Consider the following 22439-nt stretch of genomic DNA (forward strand, 5'->3'; position numbering starts at 1 on the left):
ATTTCAGTTGCTTAGCCTACATCAGAATGTCTTGCTGACCGCCACTCCAAATGAACGCGGCGCGCCGAAAACGCTGAATCCGATGTTGGCGTTTTTGATGATGTGCTGCTGGTACTCAGTATCGCCCAGGTTCTTGCCGTAGACAGAGAACTTGAGGCCATCAGCGCTTTCCCACGATGCAAAAGCGCTGATCAGACCATAGGAAGACACCAGAACTTCCGGGGCGTTCGACGGATCGAAATAGAAGTCATCCGTCCATTGGTAATCTGCACGAGCGGACAGGATGCCGCCCCAGACATCCCACTGACCGTCCGCATAAAACGTGAACTGACTTTCCGGCGAACGCGACAGGGCATTGCCCTTGTAAGGCAGAGCAAGATTGCCCGACACGGCGTCAGAGGTGAACTTGGTGTCCAGTTGTGTGTAGGAGCCGCCAATGGTGATGTTGTGGTTCACCGCTAGGGCGCTTTCGAGCTCAAAGCCCTTGATTTCCGCGCCTGCGTTGGACGTCACCAGCGTCAGTCCCAGCAACTCATAGACCTGCAGATCCGTGTAATCGAGCATGAAGGCCGCGGCGTTCAGGCGCAGGCGACCACCCGCCAGCGTCGTCTTGGCCCCGATTTCATAGTTGTCGAGCAGCTCTGAACGCAACGGCGTCGTGGCCTGAACGGCGGTCTGCGCCGTGCTGGGGAAGGCGCCGGCCTTATAACCACGATCATAACTGGCGTAGAAACGCATATTCTTGACCGGCTCAACCGCCAGAGCCACCTTCCAGGTCGGCTCCTCGAAGGATGCGCTGCCCTTTGTGTCGAACGGGCTGCCTGTCGGCCCCAGCGGGATGCCGACCGGCGGATTAGCGCCGCCCTCCATGTCGATGGCGATCTGGTGAACGTCGCGCTTGTCGTGCGTCCAGCGCGCACCCAGCGTCAGTTCCCAGATTTCGGCGAATGGAATCGTCGCCTGCCCGAAGATCGCATAGCTGGTGTTGGTCGCATACTGATCAAACACCGTATCCCCGCCAAAGTTGGGCGGTGCGATCGGCAAGGCGGTCTGAACCTCATAGCGTTCGCTACGATCGACCTTTTCACGGAAGTAATAGATCCCGGCGACCCAGTCGATGCGCGAGTCCGCCTTGGACGCAAGACGCAGTTCCTGACTGAACTGCGTGGCCGCTTCACTGGCGCTGTTGTCGACGGCCAACGGGAAGTCGGGGAACGGAATGCCGCCCAGATTGTCCCGCCAGCTATAGTCATTGCTGCGATAGGACGACAGGGAGATAACGTCGAAATGCCGCCCGCCCGACCATTGCGCCCGCCCGGTCAGGCCCCAGTTTTCACGCACCTGATAGTTGTCGGCCGAGGAATAGCTGGTTCGCACATCCATGCCCTGACGGATGCGGTCGATCATGCTTACAAAGACCGGAGACGTCGAGGATGCGATCACAGGGATACGAGCGTGCCCCTGCATGTCATCCTTTGAATAGTCGACGCCGCCCAGGAAGCTCCAGTCGCCCTTCTCATGCAGAACCTGAGCGCGGACGCCGAATTGCTCGCCGCCTTCCAACCCGCCGCCGGTCGTCACATTCTTGGCGTAGCCGTCGTTGTCGTTCCACTGCATCGCAATACGACCAGCCGTTTCTTCGCTGAACTGCCGGTTGAGCATCAACTCCAGCCCGCGATCCTCAAAGCTGCCGACCCGGGCCTTGATCATGCCCGAATTCTCGAAACGCGGCCGTTTCGTATAGATGTTCATCGCCCCGCCCGAGGCGTTGCGCCCATACAGGGTGCCTTGCGGCCCGCGCAGGATTTCGACCCGCTCGATATCAAGGAAGCCCAGCGAACTTCCGCCTGAACGGCCTATGGACACCTCGTCGATCGACACCCCGATCGACGGGTCGCTGGCGGCGGAATCACTGGACGTACCCACGCCGCGGATGAAGATCTGCGGCTCGCCGATGTTGAACTGGGTCAGGGTCACGCCCGGCGCCTTGCCCGCCACATCCTGAATTCCGGTCGCGGCCGTGCGCTCCAGCGCTTCTGCGTTGAAGGCGGTGATGGCGATCGGCACATCCTGAAGGCTCTGTTCGCGGCGTTGGGCCGTCACGACGACGTCGCCGACCGTGACGGCGGCTTCGGACTGGGCCGACTGCGCCATGGCCGGCGCGGCCAGTCCCGCCGCCAACAGCAGCGTAACAGCCGACGCGCTGAATGCGGTCTTTCTCATGTTTCCCTCCCTGACCTCCCCGGCTCCGTTCATCGGATGCTCCTCGGTCGAATGAAGCTTGCGCTAGCGAACCGTGTTTGCAAGTCTTTTTATGCAAGTGATAAGGGGGAGAAAGGCCGTGGAGTGGGATGGATGGGCGTTCGCCGTACTCAGCTGGGGCTGTCTCGTGGAGATCTGGCTTATGGCCATGCCCGCAAAAACACGCGGCAAAGCATGGCATTACGCGATGATGGCGGCGCCGCTTGTAGTCTTCGGCATAGCATTCGCGACTCCGCCTTCTCCCCTTCGTGAAAGCTTCTTCATCTGGATCGCCAGCGGCGGCGGCGTGCTGGCTGTCCTCGCATTTGGGTGGCTGGTAGGAACCCTTCGGCACAACCATGGATTGATGGACGTCGTCTATCCCCTGGCGCCGCTGGCCGCCGCGGGAACCGTATTCATCCTGGCGGGACACGCGCTGGATATGCTCAGCGGCTTGTTCCTGAGCAGTCTCATCATCTGGTCCCTGCGTCTGGTCGTTCAGACCTGGGGCCATAATATCCGGTCCGAGCGTCAGCCTTATGCCTACTGGCGCAAGAACTTCGGATCGTCCTGGCTATGGTGGAGCGCCTTTCAAGTTCATCTGCTGCAAGGCGTGACCGTCTGGCTATGGTGCGCGCCCTTCGCCTTCATCCTGACTGCGCCCACGCCACATCCCTGGATCGTGATGGTTTGCGGCCTCGCGATCTGGCTGGGCGGGTTCGCGCTTCAAGCGTCGGCTGACCGCCAGCTTGCGGCTTTCAAGAGCAACCCCGCCAATAAGGGCCGCCTGCTGGACTACGGCGTCTGGGCCATAGTGCGGCATCCCAACTATCTGGGCGAAAGCGTCATGTGGGCAGGCTGGTTCGTGCTGGCCCTCACCCATCCCTGGGGCTGGGTCACGGTTTTGGCCCCGCTCTATACAGGCTGGTTCATGGGCTACGCCTCAGCGGCGCCGTTCAAGGAACAGCACATGGCGCGCACCCGACCCGAGCACTGGGCCGCCTATTGCGCCCGCACGCCGCGCTTCCTGCCCTGGCCCCGCCCCAAGGCCGCTAAATCCGCAGGAGCCGACGCATGAGCACGCTTCAACGTCAGGTCATTATCGTCACCGGCGCGGGTCGAGGACTGGGCCGCGCCTATGCGCTAGATCTGGCGCGGCGCGGCGCCCGCATCATCGTCAACACACGGCCAAGGGCGGCGACTGCAGCTGGATCCGCCGAAGCAGTCGTGGATGAGATCCATGCTCTCGGCGGTCAGGCCATAGCCATGCCCCTGGCGGTAGAGGAGGCAGATTCCGGCGAGCGACTGCTGAACGCTGCGCTGGACGCTTTCGGCCGCCTCGACGGGCTGCTGAACAACGCCGGCGCGCCAGAAGCCCAAACACTGCACAAACAGACTGCAGAAGATTTCCGACAGGTGTTCGAGGTCAATTTCTTCGGCTCACTCACGCCGACACTGCCCATTTATCGTCATCTACGAGCCCAGGGATCAGGACGCATCCTGATGTCGACCTCAGCGGCGGGCCTGCACGGCGTGCACGGCATGGCGGCCTATTCCTCGTCCAAAGCGGCCCTGATCGGACTGGCGCAGGTCATCGCTCTGGAGGGCGCCGAGCATGGCGTAGCCTGCAACGCCATCGCGCCCTACGCCGCGACCGGCATGACGGCCAATTACCTCGATGAGGGCAACGCTGTTCGCATGGGACCGGATCGGGTCGCGCCGGTCGCCAGTTGGCTGATGTCGCCCGCCTGCCCCCTGAACGGCCAGACCCTGGTCGCCGGCGCCGGAGCCGTGCGCCCGGCCGCCCGCATAGAAGGCGCCGGGCTGATCTTTTCGGCCGCGCCGACACCAGACGAACTGTCAGCCCAAGCCGCTGCACTGATGGAACTGAACGGTTGGAAAACCTTCAGCGACGGCAACGCCGCCTTTGACCAACTGATGGAGACCATACCCCCAAAGGCCTCTACAAACTAACTTGCGTTAAGCGACTGCATTGCCCATGGTCTGTTTATACAAGGATGGGCGCGGTCCGACCGAACTCGCCCACAGGGAAGGAAACGCCGTCATGGCCGACGATGCACGCCGGATCGAAACAGGCCCGCTCAGTTCATTGAACGCGCTGAACCCCTACCTTCAGGGAGCCTTCGAGCCAGTGGCGCGCGAGACGACAGCCCTGGAGCTTGAGGTCATCGGAGAGATACCCCGGGACCTCTACGGTTGCTTTTATCGTAACGGCCCGAACCCAGCCCGCGCCCCCGAAGGGATGCATCACTGGTTCGACGGCGACGGAATGTTGCACGCCATCTATTTCGAGAACGGCAAGGCCGAATACCGCAACCGCTTCGTCCGCTCGCCGGACAATATAGCCGACCTGAGCGGCGGCTGTGGCGCGGGCGGCGTCATGTATCCATCAGCCCGGATCGACCCGTCGTCAACGCGCGGGGACAAGGTCTACAAAGACACGGCCAATACCGATGTCGTCCTGCACAACGGCTCGCTGATGGCCCTGTGGTACATCTCGGGCCACCCGGTCCGGGTCGACGCCCGCACGCTGGAGACCATCGGCATAGAGACTTTTGGCGGCAGGCTGCCCCGCCACGTTTCGGCCCATTCCAAGATCGACCCGCGCACCGGCGAGTTCGTCTTTTTCGACTATTCCCTCTACGAGCCATGGATGACCTACGGCACGGTCAGCGCCCAGAATGAGCTGACTCATTTCGAGCGCGTCGAACTGCCCGGTCCGCGCCTGCCGCACGATATGGGGCTGACCGAAAACTACGTCATCCTGCACGACTTGCCGGTGGTCTTCACCGAGGCGGGCCTGCGCAAGAGCCAGTGGAACATCCACTTCGCCGACCAGCCTGCGCGATTCGGCGTGGCTCCGCGTCGGGGCCGAGGCGACCAGATCCGCTGGTTCGAGACCGACAGCTGCTACATCTATCACGTCGCCAACAGCTGGGAGGACGGCGACGAGGTCGTCATGACCGCCTGCATGATGACGCCCAACGGTTATCCGTTGAATCCCGACTACGGCCCCTATGCGGCCATGGTGAACGTGCTGGCGCTGAACGCCGTGCCCGTCGAATGGCGGATGAACATGCGGACAGGCGAGGTGAAGAAGCGCCAGTTGGACGACCGCATCGGCGAGTTTCCCGTGGTCAATCTCGACTACGCGTCACGCCAGACCCGCTGGTCCTATCACGTCGCCATGTCGAAGACAGAGCTGCAGCGCTTCAAGGGCCTGATCAAATACGACCTGATCAGCGGCGCCGCGCGGACTTATGACTTCGAGCCGCAGATGTTCGGGTCAGAACCCGCCTTCGCCCCGCGCCTGAACCCAGAGAGCGAAGACGACGGCTACGTCATCGTCTTCGCCACCGACGAGAATACAGGCCGCTCCGAGGTCCAGGTGATCGACGCTCAGAACTTCGAGGCCGGGCCAGTCGCCCGCGTGCTGTTGCCCGCACGGGTGCCTGCCGGCTTCCATGGAACCTGGGCGCGTGGCGACCAGATGGCGAAGGGATAGACCGATGAACGCCTATATTCACGACGCCGTCCGCACCCCGCGCGGCAAGGCCCGACCCGACGGCGGCCTGGCCGCCCTGAAGCCGCACGAGTTGATCACAGGTCTGGTCGACGCCATGGAGACACGCAGCAGCGCGCCCCGCGCCGCTGACGCCCTGATCCTTGGCTGCGTCGGCCAGGTCGGGGCTCAGGGCGGCAATATCGCCCTGATCACCAAGCTGCACGCAGAGCTGGACGACGGCGCCTTCGCCTTCAGCCTGAACAACTTCTGCGTCTCGGGCCTGACAGCCGTGGGACAGGCCGCCGCCATGGTCCAGACCGACGCCGTCCAGACCGCACTGGCAGGCGGCGTCGAGATGATGTCGCGCGTCCCCTTTATGGGCGACAAGGCCGATTATTATGAGGATGCGAGCTTCCCGCCGCGCACCCGCTACATCCCCGTCGCCGTCGCCGCCGATCGTCTGGCCGAAGACACAGGCGTCACCCGCGCCGATTTGGATGCTGCCGCCCTGACCTCGCAGCAGCGCACCGCGGCCGCAGAAGGCACAGCCCTGAACGCCTCGCGCATTCCCCTGAACGGTCTGGACCGCGAAGAAGGCGCAAGGGCCAAAACCACGGCTGACAGCCTGGCCGCTCTGCCCTGCGCCTTCTCCACCCTGGCCGCGCCCTATACCGACGCGCTGGAAGGCCGCGCCCTTGATCACCGCCACACCGTAGCCCACGCCCCGCCGATGAGCGACGGCGCCGGTCTGGCCCTGGTGTCCGGTTCAGCCGAAGGCGCGCGCGCGCGCATCCTCGGCTGGGTCGAAGCCGGAGGCGACCCTGCCGCCTCCCTGACCGCGGGCTTCACGGCGATGGAGCGCGTGCTGGACAAGGTCGGGCTGACGCTGGCGGACATGGACCGCATCGAGTTCATGGAAGCCTTCGCCGTCGTCATCGCCAAATTCCTGCGCGAGCACCCGGACCATGCTGACAGAACAAACGTCGGCGGCGGCCATCTGGCCAAGGGACATCCGATGGGGGCGACCGGCGCCATCCTGCTGTCGTCCCTGCTCGATGCGCTGGACGCCTGCGAAGGTCGTTACGGCCTGGTCGTCGCCTCAGGCGCGCAGGGCGTCGGATCTGCCATGATCGTGGAACGGATGGGTTGAGCCATGAACGCCGCCTTTCCCGTCGACAAAGCGCGCCGCGCCCTCATCGACCGCCATGCCAATCTGATAGCTTCAGCCATCAAGGCAGTAGCCAGCCGCGCCGCCTGGTCACCCTTTCAGGATTCGCCATCGACCAGAATCCACGGTCCCGACAAGCCTGTTGCGGGGAAGGCTGCATTTGAAGACCAGCTGAAGCGTCCTTTCGATCTGGACCAGCCCGGTATGATCGACCGTGTCGGCTCCGAAGTTTCGCCCTTCACCGGCGAGGCGCTGGGGATCACCTATCCGCGTTGCGATCCTGAGTCTCTCATCGCCGCCGCCCAGACCGCCTGGCCCGACTGGCGTGCGGCTGATCCCGAACTGCGTCTGACCCTGTGCGCCGAGATGGCGACCCGTCTGTATGACGTGAACTTCGAGATGGCTCAGGCCGTCATGCACGTCGCGGGTCAGAGCTATACGCAAGCCTTCAGCGGCTCCGGCCCCAACGCCCTGGACCGGGGCATCGAAGCCCTGGCCTATGCCGCCAAGGCCATGCGCGACGTGACGCGCAGCGCTCGCTACGAACGCGACTTCGCGGGCGACACCGTCAGCCTCAACAAGATCTACACCCTGGTCCCGCGCGGGCTCGGTCTGGTCATCTGCTGCGCCAGCTTCCCGACCTGGAACGCCTATCCAGCCCTTTTCGCCAGTCTGGCGACGGGCAATCCGGTGATCCTCAAGCCCCACCCCATCGCCATCCTGCCCATGGCCATCGTGGCGCGTGAGTGCCGCCGCGTTCTGGCCGACTTCGGCTTTGCTCCCGACCTGATCACCCTGGCCGTCGACACCCTGGCTGAGCCGGTGGCCCAGGTTCTGATCGATCATCCCGCCGTCCAGATCGTCGATTTCACCGGCAGCCTCCGCTACGGCGGCCATCTGGAACGGTCGGTGACGGGTAAGCTGCTGTTCACCGAGACAGCGGGCGTCAACACCGTGGTGGTCGAGTCCGTCGCCGATTTGGACGCCGCCGCCCGCGCCGTGGCCCGCGCCGCCAGCCTGTTCTCGGCCCAGATGTGCACCAGCCCGCAAGTCGTCTATGTCGCCCCGCCACTGGCCGACGCCTTCGCCGACGCCCTGGTCGCCCAGATCAACGCCATTGCAGACGACCCAGCCATGGCCGCCGGGATCATGGGCGCGATCCAGGGCGAGGTCAGCCTGAAGGCTGTGGCCGACGTACGCGCCGCCGTCGCAGGCCGCTCTGGCATCCGCGTACTGCGTGAGGCCGCGCCTTATGCTCACCCGCAATTCCCCAAGGCCCGCACCCTGACTCCACTGGTGCTGGGCGTCGATGGGTCGGCGCCCGACCTCTACGCGGAAGAGCATTTCGGCCCGGTCCTGTTCGTCGTGGTGATGGAGGCTGACGCCGCCGTGGCCGAGGCGACCCATCTGGCCCGCACCAAAGGCTCGATCTCCTCCTACCTCTATTCGACGGACGAGGCCTTCATCGACCGTTCAACGCCGCTCTATGAGCAGGCCGGGGCCAATCTGACGATCAATCTGACCGGGGCGATGTGGATCAACTTCGCCGCCGCCTATAGCGACTATCACGTCAGCGGTCTGAACCCGGCGGGCAACGCCTGCCTCGCCGACCTCGCCTTCGTCGCCTCGCGCTTCCGCATCGTCCAGCGTCGCCGGCCAGCGAAATGAGCCAGCCGGTGTTCATCGCCGGCGTGTCGATGACCGCTCTGGGCAAGCGACCCGCAGACACGGTCAAAAGCCTGACCGCCGAAGCCGTGCGGGACGCCCTTGCCGATGCGAGCGCTGAAGTCCGCGACGTGGAAGCCGCCTGGTTCTCCAACACCCGCCAGCCCATGCTGGAGGGTCAGAACACGGTGCGTGGCCAGATCGCCCTGCGTCCGCTGGGCCTGACGAACATCCCCGTGACCAATGTCGAGAACGCCTGCGCCTCAGGCTCGACCGCCCTCTATCAGGCGATCCAGTGGCTGCGCGCGGGCGCCGGCGATGTCGCTCTGGTCGTCGGAGCCGAAAAAATGGTCTTTCCAGACCGGCCCGAACGTGTCGCCGCCGCCTTCATGGGCGGGACCGATATCCATGATCGCGAGGGCGTACTGGCCTATATAGCCTCCATGGGCGGCGCGGCGCCGTGCGAGGGCCGCAGCCTGTTCATGGACCTGTACGCCGCCCAGGCCCGCGCCCACATGGCGCGCTTCGGCACGACGCAGGAAGACTTCGCCCGCATCGCCGCCAAGAACCACAGCGCCGCCGCCTTCAACCCCAAATCCCAGTACCGGACGCCCATGACGGTCGAACAGGTGTTGGCCGACAAGCCGATCGTCTTCCCTTTCACCCGCGCCATGTGCGCCCCCGTCAGCGACGGCGCTGCGGCCATGGTGGTCTGCTCGGCCAAAGGGCTGACCCGGCTGGGCGCCGCATCCCGCGCCGTGCGGGTGCGCGGCTGCGCCCTGGTCAGCGCCGCCGACCGCGCGCCCGACGACTACGCCAACCACATAGGCCGCCGCGCCGCCCGCGCCGCCTACGAGCAAGCCGGTCTGGGAGCCGACGAAGTGGATGTGGCCGAGGTTCATGACGCCACCAGCTATGCCGAGGTTCAGCAGATCGAGAACCTGGGTCTGGCCGTCCCGGGCGAGGTCAGCGCGCGGCTGAAGGCGGGCGATTTCGCGTTAGGCGGCCGCACCCCGGTCAATCCGTCCGGCGGTCTGGTGGCCAAGGGTCACCCGGTCGGCGCGACGGGCATCGGTCAACTTTACGAACTGATCCAGCACCTGCGCGGTGAAGCCGGAGCGCGTCAGATCGAAGGCGCCCGCATCGCCGTAGCCGAGAACGGCGGCGGCTTCCTGGGCGTCGAGGAGGCGGCGACCGTCGTCACTATCCTGGAGTGCCCGGCGGTATGATCCGGCACCCGATCCGCGCCCTCTACAACGGCCAGTTCGACAAGCGCGACCGCCCCGCCCTGTTCAACGGCGACCACACGATCAGCCATGGCGAGTTGATCGACCGTGTGGAGGCGGGCGCCGCTGACCTGATCGTACGCGGCGTGGCGCCGGGTGACCGTATCGGCCTATGCGCCGCCAACAGCGCCGATCATGTAATCGCCTATCTCGCCATCCTGCGCGCCGGGGCGGTCTGGACACCGCTGAACCCGCGCAACGGAGCGCAGCTGAACAGCCTGTTCCAGCAGCGCGCCCGTCTAAAGCTGACCCTGCACGACGCCGCCTCCGCAGATGCCATCGGCGAAACGACCCTCCCTCTGGCGCTCGACGACTGGCGCCCGGCCCCAGTCGATCCGTCGATCTTGCCTCCAATGTGCGACGATCCCGACCGGCCCTTCGCCTTGAAGTTCACCGGGGGCTCGACCGGCGTACCCAAGGGCGTGCTGCAAAGCGCCCGCAGCGCCGCCGCGGCCCTAGCTTCGCTCCAGAACTTCTACAATTTCGGCGTTGACGACGTGAACCTGGCCGTCGCGCCTCTTACGCACGGCGCCTCGCATTACATCGTGCCGGTGCTGGCGGCGGGCGGGGCCCATGTTCTGCTGGACAAGCCCGAGCGCGAGGCCATCCTGCGCGAACTGAAGACCCGGATCACCACTGTCTTCATGCCGCCAACCCTGATCTATCTGCTGATGGAGGAAGGCCGCTTTGGCCCCGGCGACTTCGCCCGACTGCGCCACCTGACCTATTCCGCCGCCCCCATGCCGCCCGCACGGATCGCCGAAGCACTGGCCCGGTTCGGGCCGGTGCTCTCGACCCTCTACGGCCAGACCGAAGCCCCCATGACCATCGCGGGCCTGTCACCCGCAGAGATGGCGAGACCCGATTTGTACGCCTCGGTCGGACGGCTGTTCCCGCACACCCCGGTCGCCCTGCTGGACGCCGATGGCGAGATCAGAACAGAAGAGGGTGAAGGCGAGATTCTGGTTCGCGGCGACCTGACCGCCACCGTCTATCTGGACGATCCAGAGCAAACTGCGCGCGCTCGCCACCACGGCTGGCTGAAGACCGGCGACATCGGGCGGCTGGACGCGGACGGCTATCTATATTTGCAGGGCCGCTCGAAAGAGCTGATCATCAGCGGCGGCTACAACATCTACCCCGGCGAGGTGGAGGCGGCGCTGAACGCCCACCCGGCGGTGCGCGAAGCCTGCGCCTTCGGTATCGCCGATGATGTCTGGGGCGAGCGGCTGGAAGCTGTAGTCGCCCTCCATGACTACGCAGTCACACCCGCCGCCCTAATCGCCTTTGTGCGCGAGACGGTCGGTCCGGTGCGCACGCCCAAGGCTCTTCACGTCATCGCCGCCCTACCCCGCAATCCGGTCGGCAAGGTGGTGCGCGGCGAGGTGAAGTCACTGATCTATCCGGCGCCTCAATGACCGGAAGACCCAAAAAGAAAACCAGGGAGAAGACCGCATGATCGTCGTGCCGGAGGAGCGCATCCGCGATTTCAAGGCCAGGGGCTGGTGGGGCGAAGAGACGCTGGATGACCTGTTCCGTCGTCACGTCGCCGCCATGCCGGACGCTGAATCCGTGGTCGACCCCATCAACCGCGAGGCCATCATGGGCGGCGCCCCCGCTCGTCTGACATGGGCCGAGGCCGAGAATCGGGTCGCCCGCTATGTCGCTGTCCTGCACGCAATGAGCGTGGGGCGTGACGATGTGGTGGTGGTGCAACTGCCCAACATCATCGAACTGGGCCTGATCTATCTGGCCTGCATCCGTCTGGGCGCCATCATCACGCCGGCGCCCGTCCAGTACCGCGAGCATGAACTGGTCAATATCGTCGCCAGGACCGACGCCAAGGCCGTGGTGACCGCCGCACGCATAGGCAAGCACGCCCATGCCGAGATGATGCTGTCGGTTCAGACGGGCGCCCCCACTCTGAAAACTGTCCTGGTGGTCGGCGGCGACGCCCCCGCTGGAACCATCGACCTCGACTCCCGCGCATCTGCGTTGAATGCCGCCGCGATCGAGGCCGGTCGCGTCGCCGCTCGCAATGCCAATATCTGCGCCGACGACATCGTCACCATCTGCTGGACCTCCGGCACCGAGGCCCAACCCAAGGGCGTGCCGCGCAGCCATAATGAGTGGATCATCATGGGGGCGGGCGTGGCCGACGCTGCCGACCTGCAACCCGGCGCGGTGCTGCTGAACCCCTTCCCCATGGTCAATATGGCGGGCATTTCGACCAGCTTCGTCTCCTGGCTGCTGCTGGGCGGGCGGCTGATCCAGCACCAACCGTTCGACCTGCAGATCTTCCTGCAACAGGTCCGCGCCGAGAAGATCGACTACACCGTCGCCCCGCCCGCCGTTCTGAACCTGTTGCTACAGAATGAAGCTCTGCTGGAAGGCGTGGACTTCGACCGGCTGCGGTCCATCGGATCCGGCTCAGCGCCCCTGTCAGAATGGATGGTGCGTACCTTCCACGAGAAGTACGGCGCCCAGATCGTCAACTATTTCGGCTCTAATGAAGGCGCGTCTTTTCCCAGCGCCCAGAAGGATGTGCCGGACGCGGCCGAACGCGCCGCCCTGTTTCCGCGCCTGGGCGAAGGGTTCCGCTGGAAAGCCCTGTTGCATGATCGCATCTTCACCCGCTTGATCGATCCCGAAACCGAGCAGGAAATCGCCGAAGCCGGCGTCACCGGCGAGCTACGCGTCAAGGGCGCGACCATCTTCTCAGGCTATTGGCGCTCGCCCGAAATCAATGCGCGATCCTTTGACGAAGACGGCTGGTTCCGTACCGGAGACCTGTTCGAACTGGCTGGCGACCGACTGCAGTTCTACCGCTTCGTCGGGCGGTTGAAGGACGTCATCATCCGCGGCGGCATGAATATCTCCTCCGAAGAGATCGAAGGCCATCTGATGGGCCATCCCGCCGTGGCCGACGTGGCCGTGGTGGGCGCACCCGACCCAAATCTGGGCGAGCGCCTGTGCGCCTTCATCGTCTTCAAGCCGGGTCAGACCGCCGACCTCGCCGACATCAACCGCTTCCTGACCGCCGACAAACACGTCGCCGTCTACAAGCAAATCGAACGGCTGGAGGTCATCGACATCCTGCCACGCAACCCCGTCGGCAAGGTGCTGAAGCGCGAACTGCGCCAGTCCCTCGGCGACCAGACTGAACAGTTGAAATCCGCATGACCACCGCCTTCCCCCACCCGATGCGCCTGCCCGTGATCGCGGCGCCCATGTTCCTGATCAGCGGGCCGGAACTGGTCATCGCCGCCTGCAAGGCGGGCGTCGGGGGCGCCTTCCCCACGCCCAACTGCCGCACAATCGCCGATCTTGACGCCTGGATGGGCCGGATCACCGACGCCCTGTCGCCGGGCGACGGCCCCTGGGTGGCCAACCTGATCACCCACTCGACCAACGCCCGGCTCGAGGAAGACCTGAGGCTGGTGGCGCAGTACAAGCCGCCCATCGTCATCACCGCCCTGGGCTCGCCCAAGCCGGTGATGGAGACGGTCAAGGCTTATGGCGGTCTGGTGTTCGCCGACGTGGTCAACATGGCCTTGGCGAAAAAGGCGGCTGACGCGGGCGTGGACGGCCTGGCCTGCATCAGCGCCGGCGCAGGCGGCCACACCGGCCACCTGTCGCCCTTCGCCTTCGTCTCGGCGGTGCGCGAGTTCTTCTACGGCTGGCTGACCATCGGCGGCGGCATCGCCGATGGCGCAGGCGTGGCGGGCGCGATCGCGGCGGGGGCCGACATGGTCTATATGGGCACCCGCTTCCTGGCCGCCGCAGAAAGCCGGGCGCAGGATCCCTACAAGCAGATGATCGTCGACTGCGGGCCGGACGACCTGATCGTCTCATCGGCCATCACCGGCACACCGGCCTCCTGGCTCAAGCCCAGCCTGCGCGCGGCGGGCATGGATCCGGATGCGCTGGGCGGTCCGATCACCCGCGACTATTCCGGCGACGCCGCGCACAAGCGCTGGCGCGACATCTGGGCCGCCGGTCAGGGCCTGCAGAAGATCAACGCCGTGGAGCCGACCGCCGTCCTGGTGGACCGGCTGGAAGCCGAGTATCGGGCCGCCGCCGCTCGCTTCGCCCGCGTGAGCGCGCCCCGGAGCGTCGCTGCATGAGCGTTTCGCCGCAGATGATCCAGCCGCCCGCCTTCGCCCTTGATCCGGCGCTGAGCGGGCTGGAACTGGCGCGCCGCTGGATCGAAACCGTATGGCCGGGCGGTTTCGTCAACCGCCTGGCCACCCGGCCGGTCGAGGCGGCCGAAGGCTTCATGCAGGTGGAATGCGACATAGACCCCGGCCACTCCAACTTCGTCGGCCTGGTGCATGGCGGGGTGACGGCGGCCCTGGTCGACATCGTCGGCGGCGGAGCGGCAATGACCCTGCTGAAGCCGGGCGAGTTCCTGCTGTCCACCGATCTGTCGGTGCGCTTTCTGAACGCCGCGCCGATCGGCTGCGGGCGATTGATCGCCGAAGGCCGCGCCGTCTACGCCGACACGCGAAAGGTCGTGGCGGAAGTCACGGTCTCCACGCCCGACGGCCTGACCATCGCCCACGGCTCGGCCGCCATCGCCATCCGCGTCCGGCGTCAGGACGGCTGAGTCAACTCAGTCCCGGCCGATCACCAGGCTGACAGTGGTGGTGGTCGAGCCGCCGATGTTCAGAGTCTGGACGTTTCTCGCCCCCTCGACCTGACAGCCGCCCGCCGTCCCCGTGGTCTGGCGGAAGGCGTCCAGCGCCATCCGCACCCCGGTCGCCCCGACCGGGTGGCCGCATCCGATCAGCCCGCCCGACGGATTGATCGGCAGCCGTCCGCCGATCTCGGTATCCCCGGCCTCGACCGCCTTCCAGCTCTCGCCCGGCGCCGTCAGGCCCAGATGGTCGATGGCCATGTACTCGGTCATGGAAAAGCAGTCGTGCGTCTCCACCGCGTCGATGCCGTCCAGCGACAGACCGGCGCGCGCCCGAGCCTCGTCAATGGCGCGTTTGACCTGCGGAAAGACGTAGTCGGCCGCCGCGCTGGCTTCGATCTTTCGCTGATAGCTGATCGGCCCCGAGCGATGGCCCCAGCCCTTGATGCGCGGCAGGCTTTCCAGCGGAACCCCGCGCCGCCGGGCGTAGTCCGCCGCCCGCTCGGCCGAGGCCAGAACCACCATGGCCGCGCCGTCCGTCACCTGACCGCAGTCGCTCTTGCGCACCCGCCCCTCGATCACCGGATTGGCTTCGTCATCCGCCGAGAAGCTGGCGTCAGTGAAGACGTAGTCGCGCGTCTGGGCCTGGGGATTCAGCCTGGCGTTGGCGAAGTTGATCTGAGAGATGCGGCGCAGATGCGCCTCGTCGATCCCGTAGCGGCGGTCGTATTCGTCGGTCAGTTCGGAAAAGGCGCGCGGCCAGACGTAGCGCGCGTCCTGATACTCATGCCCCACCCATGCGGCAGCCCCCAGATAGGCGGCGCCCGTCTCGCCCGGCACGTTGCGCATCATCTCCAGCCCCAGGACAGCGGCGGTTCCGTAGCGACCGGACTCGATATCCGCCATCGCCGCCAGCAGGGCGATGCTGCCCGAGGCGCAGGCCGCTTCATGGCGCGAGGTCGGCACGCCGTCGAAGGCCGGTTCCGCCATGGCGAAGAAGCCGCCGAGTTGCCCCTGACCCGAGAACAGGTCGCCGACGAAGTTGCCGACATGGCCGACCTCGATCTCGTCCGGAGCCATGTCCACGGCGTCCAGACCGCCCCGCAAAGCCTCGGTGAAGCCGTCGCCGATCTCCAGCCCCTCGCGGGCCCAGTTGCGTTTGAAGTCGGACTGCCAGCCGCCCAGAATATAGACCATCGGATATTCTCCCTGTTTCAGGCGACGATGACGCCCGGCCCGGCAGGCTCGGCGTAGAGGGCTTCGACCTGGGCCCTGCGGTTGTCGATGACGGCGCGGCGGTTGATCGTCGCCTTGTCCGAGACTTCGTAAGCATTCGGGTCGGGCGGAGTGGTCAGGAAGGCCAGGCGCGCAATGCGGGCGCTGGCGCCGTGCGCCGTGGCGTTGTGGGCCGCCAGGCGTTCACGCACCGCTTCGGCCAGAGCGCCGGAAGCCAGAGCCTCGCCGACCTCCATCCCCAACTCGGTCTGGATCCCCGCCGGCGACGGCCAGGCCAACGCGCCCAGCCAGGGCCGGTTGTCGTCACACAGCGCTACCTCGGCGACCAGAGGGGCCAGCGCCTGCAACGCCGCCTCGCGCATCTGAGCGCCGAACACCCATGATCCGGTCGACAGCTTGAACTGATCGGCCATGCGCCCGGCGAAGAAAACACCCTGTGTCGGATCGGCCGGATCCGTCAGACGCGCCAGATCGCCCATGCGATAAAAGCCCTCATCGTCGAACGCCTCGGCCGTGCGTTGCGCATCATCATGGTATCCGGCCATGACGTTGGGACCGCGCACGCGTACCTCGAACCGCTCGTCATCGTGCGGAACCAGCTTCACCTCGACCCCCGGCGCTGGAAGTCCCAGCCCCAGTTGATCGGTGTATTGATGCACCACCATGAAGCCCGCTGTCGTCTCGGTCGCGCCATAGGCCGAGGTCAGCATGATGCGATGGCCTGTCTCGGCCACAGCCATGGCCTGTATCCGATCGCTGACCGACTGAGACAGAGCCGCACCGCCGAACACCATGACCCGCAGTTCCGAAAAGAAGGTCCGGCGCAGTTCGGCGTCAGCCTCCAGCGCATCGGCCAGCATGGCGTAGCCCGTCGGCACATTGATGTAATAGCGCACAGGACGTTCGCGCAGATTGCGGATCGACTCTTCGAACAGGCCCGGCATGGGCTTGCCGTCATCAATATAGAAGGCGCCGCCCGCAAAAAGCACCGCGCGCAGGGTGGCCGCTCCGGCCACATGGTTCCAAGGCATCCAGCCCAGCATATCGCCTGACCACGCGTAGCCCGCGCCAACCACCTGGGCCGCCTGAGCGGTATTGGCCGCGACCGCCCTCAAACTCAGCGGCACCACCTTGGGCAGGCCCGTCGAGCCGGAGGTCATCATGAACTGCGCAATCTGATCGGGCTTCAGCTCGGCAATCGCCGCCGCAACAGAAGGACCAGGACGTGTCGCCATGACGTCGGCCAGCAACACGCTAGGCCGCGACAGGGCTTCCGGCGTCGCTGTGATGATCACAGTGTTTTCGAGGCCCAGCCCATCAATGGCGGCGGCAGCCATGCGTGCGTCTTCGACAAGCAGGATCGAAGGCTTCAGGCTGTGGATCACATGCCTCAGCCGCCCCAGATCACCGCCCAGCATGACGTAATGGGCGCTGACCGGAGCTGTCGGTACGCCCGCCGCCAAAGCGCCGAACAGAAAGGCCGCCATGGCCAGGCTATTGGCGCCCATCATCATCACCGGGCCGCCCGTATGCTGCGGATGGTCCAGCAGCCATTGGGTGACGGCGTCCATCGCCGCCTTGAGTTCGCTGTAGGTCTGCGCCGTCCAGACGCCGCCCGCGGCGGGGTCACGCCGCGCCAGCGCCGTCATCTCGCCCTGACGGGCAGCGACCTCGGCGAAGGCTCGCGGCAGGTTCCAGTCATGGTCGGTCAGCGCAATGCGCGTCCGCATCCGCAGTTCGCCATCCGCCGCCCGCTGCACATCCAGGTCGACAGGCAGCAGGCCCGCGTCCCGAAATGGCGCCGCCCGCCAAGGCGCGGACGCCTCTCCAGTGCTCAAAGACGTCATGAAACCCCTCCCGATCGCCGCCTGAAGACGGTCTGCTAATAAAAGTAAGATGAGGTGGGTTTTGCTCTCCGGTCAAGCGACCCGCCCCATCCGCAGCGCGCGCCCGCCTCAGATATCCCCGTCCGGCAGAAAGCGACGATCCGTCCAGCAAGCATGGGTGCCGGAGCTGATCTTGTGCGGCAGGGCGATGCGACAGACCGGTCCCGCGTCGAACCGCTTGCAGTCGATCAGCGCGCATTCCGACCGACCCGCGTGTTCGTCGATGATGAAGCTGACCAGATAGCCGTCGTCTTCGTCCGTGGCGCCGATGCGCGGCGCGAACGGCGCCTCGCTGGCATAGCGGCCGTCCGGAAGGTTCACAGTCCAGGACTCGCCGGTCTTCAGATCATGCTTGATGAAGCCGTTGAACAGGAACCAGCCGGGCTTCGTCGTGGTGCTGTAGGCGTAACGATAGGGTTGACCGGCGTATTGCTGATTGATGGTGCCGAACTCGACCAGACGGTCATCCAGCCGCTCTTCCTTCGTCGTGCCGTCCTTCAGATTGAAGCGCCAGCGATGCAGTTTCGGCCGGAAGCTGTTCTCATCAACAAAGGCCATCATGTGGGCGTGCTCGGCATGAATCTCCGGCAGATCAGCCAGTGGATCCGGCATCGGCTTTTCCTGGAAATAGCCGTCCATGATGATCTCGTCGCCTTCCTCATAGGCATTGAGGAAGTGCAGGACATAGGTCGGCGCCGCCTCGAACCAACGGATGTCCTTCGTCTCACCATAACGAGGAATGACGGCGAAGCGCGACGGCATGTCGGGACGATAGCGCACGGCGTGATAGCCTGCCTTCAACGCCCGTTCGTCCCAGAACATCGGGAAATCGTTCAGGATCGTATAGTTTTCACTGAAGATCATGTCATGCGGCAGGCGCGGCCCTGGCAGGGGGACCGGCGTGTAATGAGTCCGCCGCCCGTCTGGCGCAACCACGCCATAGTACATATAGGGCGCGTGCTTGGAGTAGTTGAAGAACAGCAGCTCGCCGGTCCGTTCATCCACCCGTGCATGGGCCGACACCCCGTCCAGCGGCGCCCAGGACGCCACGCCTTCATCGTCCAGAGTGTTGGGATCCAGTTGATAGGCCTCGCCGCACTGATAGAAGGTCGCCAGCGCCTTGCCTGCATGGACCACCACATCGGTGCTGGCTGAGTCCTTCAGCCCACCATGGGCACCGAAACCGGGGCGTCTGGACACCTCCGGCCCATCCATCATACCGCCCCACAGGCTCTCGCCAGCCTGCTGCTCCGCCTGAAAACAGCGACTGCGGATGAAGCGGTTCCGATAGTCAGCCCTGCCATTGCGGAAGCTGATTTGATGCAGCATCCCGTCGCCGTCGAACGGGTGATACCGCCCAAGCGGCGTGTGCACCTGATTTTCGGTGTTGCGGATGTAGACGCCGTCGATGTCTGTCGGAATCTCGCCTTCGATCACTTCCAGATCAAAAGCATTCACCTCCTCATGCTGAGGGGTCCATGGCCCGCTGAGATAGGGATGGTTGCTGGGTTTGAGGGTCGCGTTGATGGGCGACAACCGCTCGATCTGCATGGTTCGTCTCCTGGCTCTGGACGAACCCTCGCGCTTTTGGTCTATTTACGCAAGTTATATGAGAGTCTTTTTTGAGGACGCTTGCGACATTGGCGCAGGCCACAGGATGACGCATGACCCAACAAGCTGCATTTGAGGGCGCAAGCCCGATCCGCGCAGGCCACGAATTGCCGCAGGATCGCCTGAGCGACTGGCTGCGGCGTCATGCTCCGGCGGTGGGTGAACTCAGGGATGTCCGACAGTTCAACGGCGGCCAGTCCAATCCGACCTATCGTCTGGACACCGACACCGGCACCCTTGTCCTCCGCCGCAAACCGCCCGGCGCCGTGCTGAAAGGCGCACACGCGGTCGATCGTGAATTCAGGGTCATCTCGGCGCTACGACAGGCCGGCTTCCCCGTGCCGGCCCCCTTGATCATGTGCGAGGATGACGCCGTCATCGGCTCGCCCTTCTATCTTATGGAGATGATCGAGGGGCGCATCTTCTGGTCGCCCACCCTGCCCGATCTGTCCCCTGATGGCCGCACCGCGCATTTTGACGCTCTGAACGCCACGATCGCCCGCCTGCATTGTCTGGATGTCGAAGCCATCGGCCTTGGCGACTATGGCAGACCGGGCAGCTTCTTCGCCCGCCAGATCACTCGCTGGTCGCGCCAGTATCTTGAGGACGACCTGGCCGGACGCGACCCGAACATGGACCGCCTCGTCACCTGGTTGCCGAAGCACGCCCCGCCGGACGACGGGACCGTTTCCGTCGTCCACGGTGATTTCCGCGCCGACAACGCCGTGTTCGCGCCAGACCGGGCCGAAGTGCGCGCCGTGCTGGACTGGGAACTGTCCACCCTGGGACACCCCATGGGCGACTTCACCTACCACCTGATGATGTACCGCCTGCCGCCGCACATGATCGGCGGTTTTGCGGGCGCAGACCTGGCGGCTTTGGGCATCCCCAGTGAAGCCGACTATCTGGCCGCCTATTGCGAGCGCGTCGGACGCACGCCGCCCACAGCGCAGGAACTGCGCTTCTACATGGCCTTCAACATGTTCCGGCTGGCCGCTATTTTCCACGGCATCAAGGGACGGATCGCGCGCGGCACCGCCGCCTCGGCCCACGCCCAGACCATGGCGGACAACCTGCCCGAACTCGCCGCCCTCGCCTGGGCCCAGACGGAGACGACACCATGAGCCAGACCGACCTCGACCCGGGCCGCGCCATCGCCGAGCGCATCGAACGGTTCGTCCGTGATGTCGTCATACCCTATGAAAAAGATCCACGCGCCACCGCGCACGGGCCTACTGACGAACTCGTCGCTGAACTGCGCGGATTGGCCCGCGAGGCCCAACTGCTGACGCCCCATATCGGCGTTGACGGCGCTCACCTGTCACAGCGGGCGACGGCGCTGGCGCTCCAGGCATCGGGACTGTCGCCTCTGGGCCCGGTCGCCCTCAACGTCATGGCCCCCGACGAAGGCAATATGTATCTGCTGGGCAGAGTCGCAGACGACGCTCAGAAGCGTCGCTTCCTCGATCCATTGGTCAGCGGCGAGGCCCGCTCGGCCTTCTTCATGACCGAACCGGCCGAGGACGGCGGAGCGGGCGCCGATCCTTCCATGCTTCAAACCACGGCGGTCCAGAACGGCGACGACTGGATCATCAACGGTCGCAAGGCCTTCATCACCGGCGCGGTCGGCGCTTCTGTCGGCATCGTCATGGCCCGCACCGACGCCGGAGACGGCAAGGTCGCCGCCACCATGTTCCTGGTCGACCTTCCGCATCCGGCGGTGCGCGTCGAAAGGGTCATGGAGACGATTGATTCCTCCATGCCCGGCGGCCATTCCATCATCGCTCTGAAAGACCTGCGCATACCCGGCGACCAGATTCTCGGCGCACCGCATCAGGGCTTCAAATATGCCCAGGTTCGCCTCAGCCCTGCCCGTCTCAGCCACTGTATGCGCTGGCTCGGCGCCTGCCGCCGCGCGCAGGAAATCGCCACCGCCTACGCGGTCAAACGCCACGCCTTCGGCAAGCCCCTGATCGACCACGAAGGTGTCGGTTTCATGCTGGCCGACAATATGATCGAGCTAAAACAGGCCGAACTGATGATCGACTGGTGCGCCAGTGTTCTGGATACCGGCGCCCTAGGCACAACCGAAAGCTCGATGACAAAGGTCGCAGTATCCGAAGCCCTGTTCCGTATTGCTGACCGCTGCGTCCAGATCATGGGAGGATCCGGCGTCTCGGGCGATACTGTGGTGGAACAGATCTTCCGCGAAGTCCGCGCCTTTCGGATTTATGATGGGCCGAGCGAGGTGCATCGCTGGAGCCTGGCCAAGGCCGTCAAGCGTCAGGGCCTGTCAGTTCAAACGACTTGAACCCGTCAAATGAAGCCGTGCGGATCTAGGGTCTGTACCCAATTGAGTTGAAGGGTCGGCTGTGATTCAAGCTTCCAGGGAGGCTTGGACATGGCGGATCACTTTGGCTTTCGGACGCGCAGTGGGCGGTGATCGAGCCGCACATTCCCAAGGTCTATGCGGGCAAGCGACGTGTGGATGATCGTCGGGTGATCTCGGGGATCGTGCATCGCCTGCTCGAGGGGTGTCGCTGGCGGGCGCTGCCAGAGGTCTATGGGCCGTACACGACGGTGTTCAACCGCTACAACCGTTGGAGCAAACGGGGCCTGTGGCAGCGGATCCTGACGGCCCTGAACGAGGACGCCGATCCGCCGGTGGCGGCGATGATCGACGCGACCTCCGTCAAGGCGCACCGGTCGGCAAGCGGTGGAAAAGGGGGGCCTCGCCCCAAGCCATAGGCTGCTCGCGCGGCGGGCGCACCACCAAGGTCCATCTGCTGGTGGACAAGGCCGGACGGCCTCGCGTGCTCCAGCTCTCGCCGGCCCAGGCGCCGGACATCGTCGCGGCTCACGACCTGGTCCTCGCCAGTGCGCCCAGCCAGAGCCTGCTGGCCGACCGCGCCTACGACGGCGACGCTCTGCGCCGTCTGCTCACCGAACGCGGCACAACCCCGGTGATCCCCAACAAGATCAACCGCGTGAACCGCCATCCCTTCGACGCCGCAGCCAACAGGCTCCGAAACGCCGTCGAACGAGCCTTCTGCCGCCTCAAGGACTTCCGCGCTGTCGCCACCCGATACGACAAGACCGCCAGAAACTACCTCGCTGGCCTATGCCTCGTCGCCGCCATCACCCTCTGGACCAAATGAGTCCGGACCCTAGAACAACTGAT

The 22439-nt window shown here is 65.2% G+C and carries 17 protein-coding genes; 13 read left to right on the forward strand and 4 right to left on the reverse strand.

Features of this window, described 5'->3' with window-relative positions:
• Nucleotides 1-21: 21 nt before the first annotated feature.
• Nucleotides 22-2223 (reverse strand): TonB-dependent receptor, encoded by a 2202-nt coding sequence (locus ACORJG_RS11255; protein ID WP_427789101.1) that lies wholly within the window; start codon nt 2221-2223, stop codon nt 22-24.
• A 73-nt stretch (nt 2224-2296) separates the two neighbouring features.
• On the opposite strand from ACORJG_RS11255, the gene ACORJG_RS11260 reads away from it, so the two are divergent.
• From ACORJG_RS11260 to ACORJG_RS11305, 10 genes are all read left to right on the forward strand, one after another.
• A complete protein-coding gene (locus ACORJG_RS11260) occupies nt 2297-3319 on the forward strand; it encodes a DUF1295 domain-containing protein (RefSeq protein ID WP_427789102.1) in 1023 nt (340 codons plus the stop codon).
• The gene (locus ACORJG_RS11265; protein ID WP_427789103.1) at nt 3316-4215 is read left to right on the forward strand and encodes an SDR family NAD(P)-dependent oxidoreductase; all 900 of its coding nucleotides are present in this window, start codon (nt 3316-3318) and stop codon (nt 4213-4215) included. The genes ACORJG_RS11260 and ACORJG_RS11265 overlap by 4 nt, the downstream gene beginning before the upstream one ends.
• Nucleotides 4216-4306: 91 nt before the next feature.
• A complete protein-coding gene (locus ACORJG_RS11270; RefSeq protein WP_427789104.1) occupies nt 4307-5767 on the forward strand; it encodes a carotenoid oxygenase family protein in 1461 nt (486 codons plus the stop codon).
• 4 nt (nt 5768-5771) lie between these two features.
• Nucleotides 5772-6917 carry an acyl-CoA thiolase gene (locus ACORJG_RS11275; RefSeq protein ID WP_427789105.1) on the forward strand — a complete coding sequence of 382 codons (1146 nt, stop codon included), beginning with the start codon at nt 5772-5774 and terminating at the stop codon, nt 6915-6917.
• Nucleotides 6918-6920: 3 nt separating this feature from the next.
• Nucleotides 6921-8603 (forward strand): aldehyde dehydrogenase family protein, encoded by a 1683-nt coding sequence (locus ACORJG_RS11280; protein WP_427789106.1) that lies wholly within the window; start codon nt 6921-6923, stop codon nt 8601-8603.
• Nucleotides 8600-9829, forward strand: a complete 1230-nt coding sequence (locus tag ACORJG_RS11285; protein WP_427789107.1) for a thiolase family protein — start codon at nt 8600-8602, stop codon at nt 9827-9829. Before ACORJG_RS11280 ends, ACORJG_RS11285 begins: the two co-directional genes overlap by 4 nt.
• Complete coding sequence (locus tag ACORJG_RS11290; protein WP_427789108.1) at nt 9826-11304, forward strand: class I adenylate-forming enzyme family protein; 1479 nt, start codon at nt 9826-9828, stop codon at nt 11302-11304. The genes ACORJG_RS11285 and ACORJG_RS11290 overlap by 4 nt, the downstream gene beginning before the upstream one ends.
• A 37-nt stretch (nt 11305-11341) precedes the next feature.
• On the forward strand, nt 11342-13069 hold the full coding sequence (locus ACORJG_RS11295) for a class I adenylate-forming enzyme family protein (protein ID WP_427789109.1): 1728 nt from the start codon (nt 11342-11344) through the stop codon (nt 13067-13069).
• Entirely contained in the window at nt 13066-14013 is a 948-nt protein-coding gene (locus ACORJG_RS11300; protein WP_427789110.1) for an NAD(P)H-dependent flavin oxidoreductase, read from the forward strand. The genes ACORJG_RS11295 and ACORJG_RS11300 overlap by 4 nt, the downstream gene beginning before the upstream one ends.
• The gene (locus tag ACORJG_RS11305) at nt 14010-14495 is read left to right on the forward strand and encodes a PaaI family thioesterase (RefSeq protein ID WP_427789111.1); all 486 of its coding nucleotides are present in this window, start codon (nt 14010-14012) and stop codon (nt 14493-14495) included. Before ACORJG_RS11300 ends, ACORJG_RS11305 begins: the two co-directional genes overlap by 4 nt.
• 6 nt (nt 14496-14501) lie before the next feature.
• On the opposite strand, the gene ACORJG_RS11310 is transcribed toward ACORJG_RS11305, so the two are convergent.
• From ACORJG_RS11310 to ACORJG_RS11320, 3 genes are all read right to left on the reverse strand, one after another.
• Nucleotides 14502-15722: an acetyl-CoA acetyltransferase gene (locus ACORJG_RS11310; protein WP_427789112.1), complete on the reverse strand. Its 1221-nt coding sequence runs from the start codon at nt 15720-15722 to the stop codon at nt 14502-14504.
• Between the two features lie 17 nt (nt 15723-15739).
• Nucleotides 15740-17608, reverse strand: a complete 1869-nt coding sequence (locus tag ACORJG_RS11315) for an AMP-binding protein (protein ID WP_427789113.1) — start codon at nt 17606-17608, stop codon at nt 15740-15742.
• A 108-nt stretch (nt 17609-17716) separates the two neighbouring features.
• Nucleotides 17717-19198, reverse strand: coding sequence for a carotenoid oxygenase family protein (locus tag ACORJG_RS11320; RefSeq protein WP_427789114.1), 1482 nt, complete (start codon nt 19196-19198; stop codon nt 17717-17719).
• A gap of 113 nt (nt 19199-19311) precedes the next feature.
• Here ACORJG_RS11320 and ACORJG_RS11325 point away from each other — a divergent pair, with 113 nt between their 5' ends.
• From ACORJG_RS11325 to ACORJG_RS11335, 3 genes are all read left to right on the forward strand, one after another.
• Complete coding sequence (locus tag ACORJG_RS11325; RefSeq protein ID WP_427789115.1) at nt 19312-20382, forward strand: phosphotransferase family protein; 1071 nt, start codon at nt 19312-19314, stop codon at nt 20380-20382.
• Nucleotides 20379-21569 (forward strand): acyl-CoA dehydrogenase family protein, encoded by a 1191-nt coding sequence (locus ACORJG_RS11330; RefSeq protein ID WP_427789116.1) that lies wholly within the window; start codon nt 20379-20381, stop codon nt 21567-21569. Before ACORJG_RS11325 ends, ACORJG_RS11330 begins: the two co-directional genes overlap by 4 nt.
• Nucleotides 21570-21697: 128 nt before the next feature.
• A protein-coding gene (locus tag ACORJG_RS11335) for an IS5 family transposase (protein ID WP_427789117.1) occupies nt 21698-22416 on the forward strand; the annotation gives its coding sequence in 2 pieces (ribosomal slippage) (nt 21698-21995 and nt 21995-22416; 720 coding nt in all).
• Nucleotides 22417-22439 lie beyond the last annotated feature (23 nt).

Origin of the sequence: Brevundimonas diminuta (assembly GCF_050310045.1) — a bacterium.
Lineage (GTDB): Bacteria > Pseudomonadota > Alphaproteobacteria > Caulobacterales > Caulobacteraceae > Brevundimonas > Brevundimonas diminuta_F.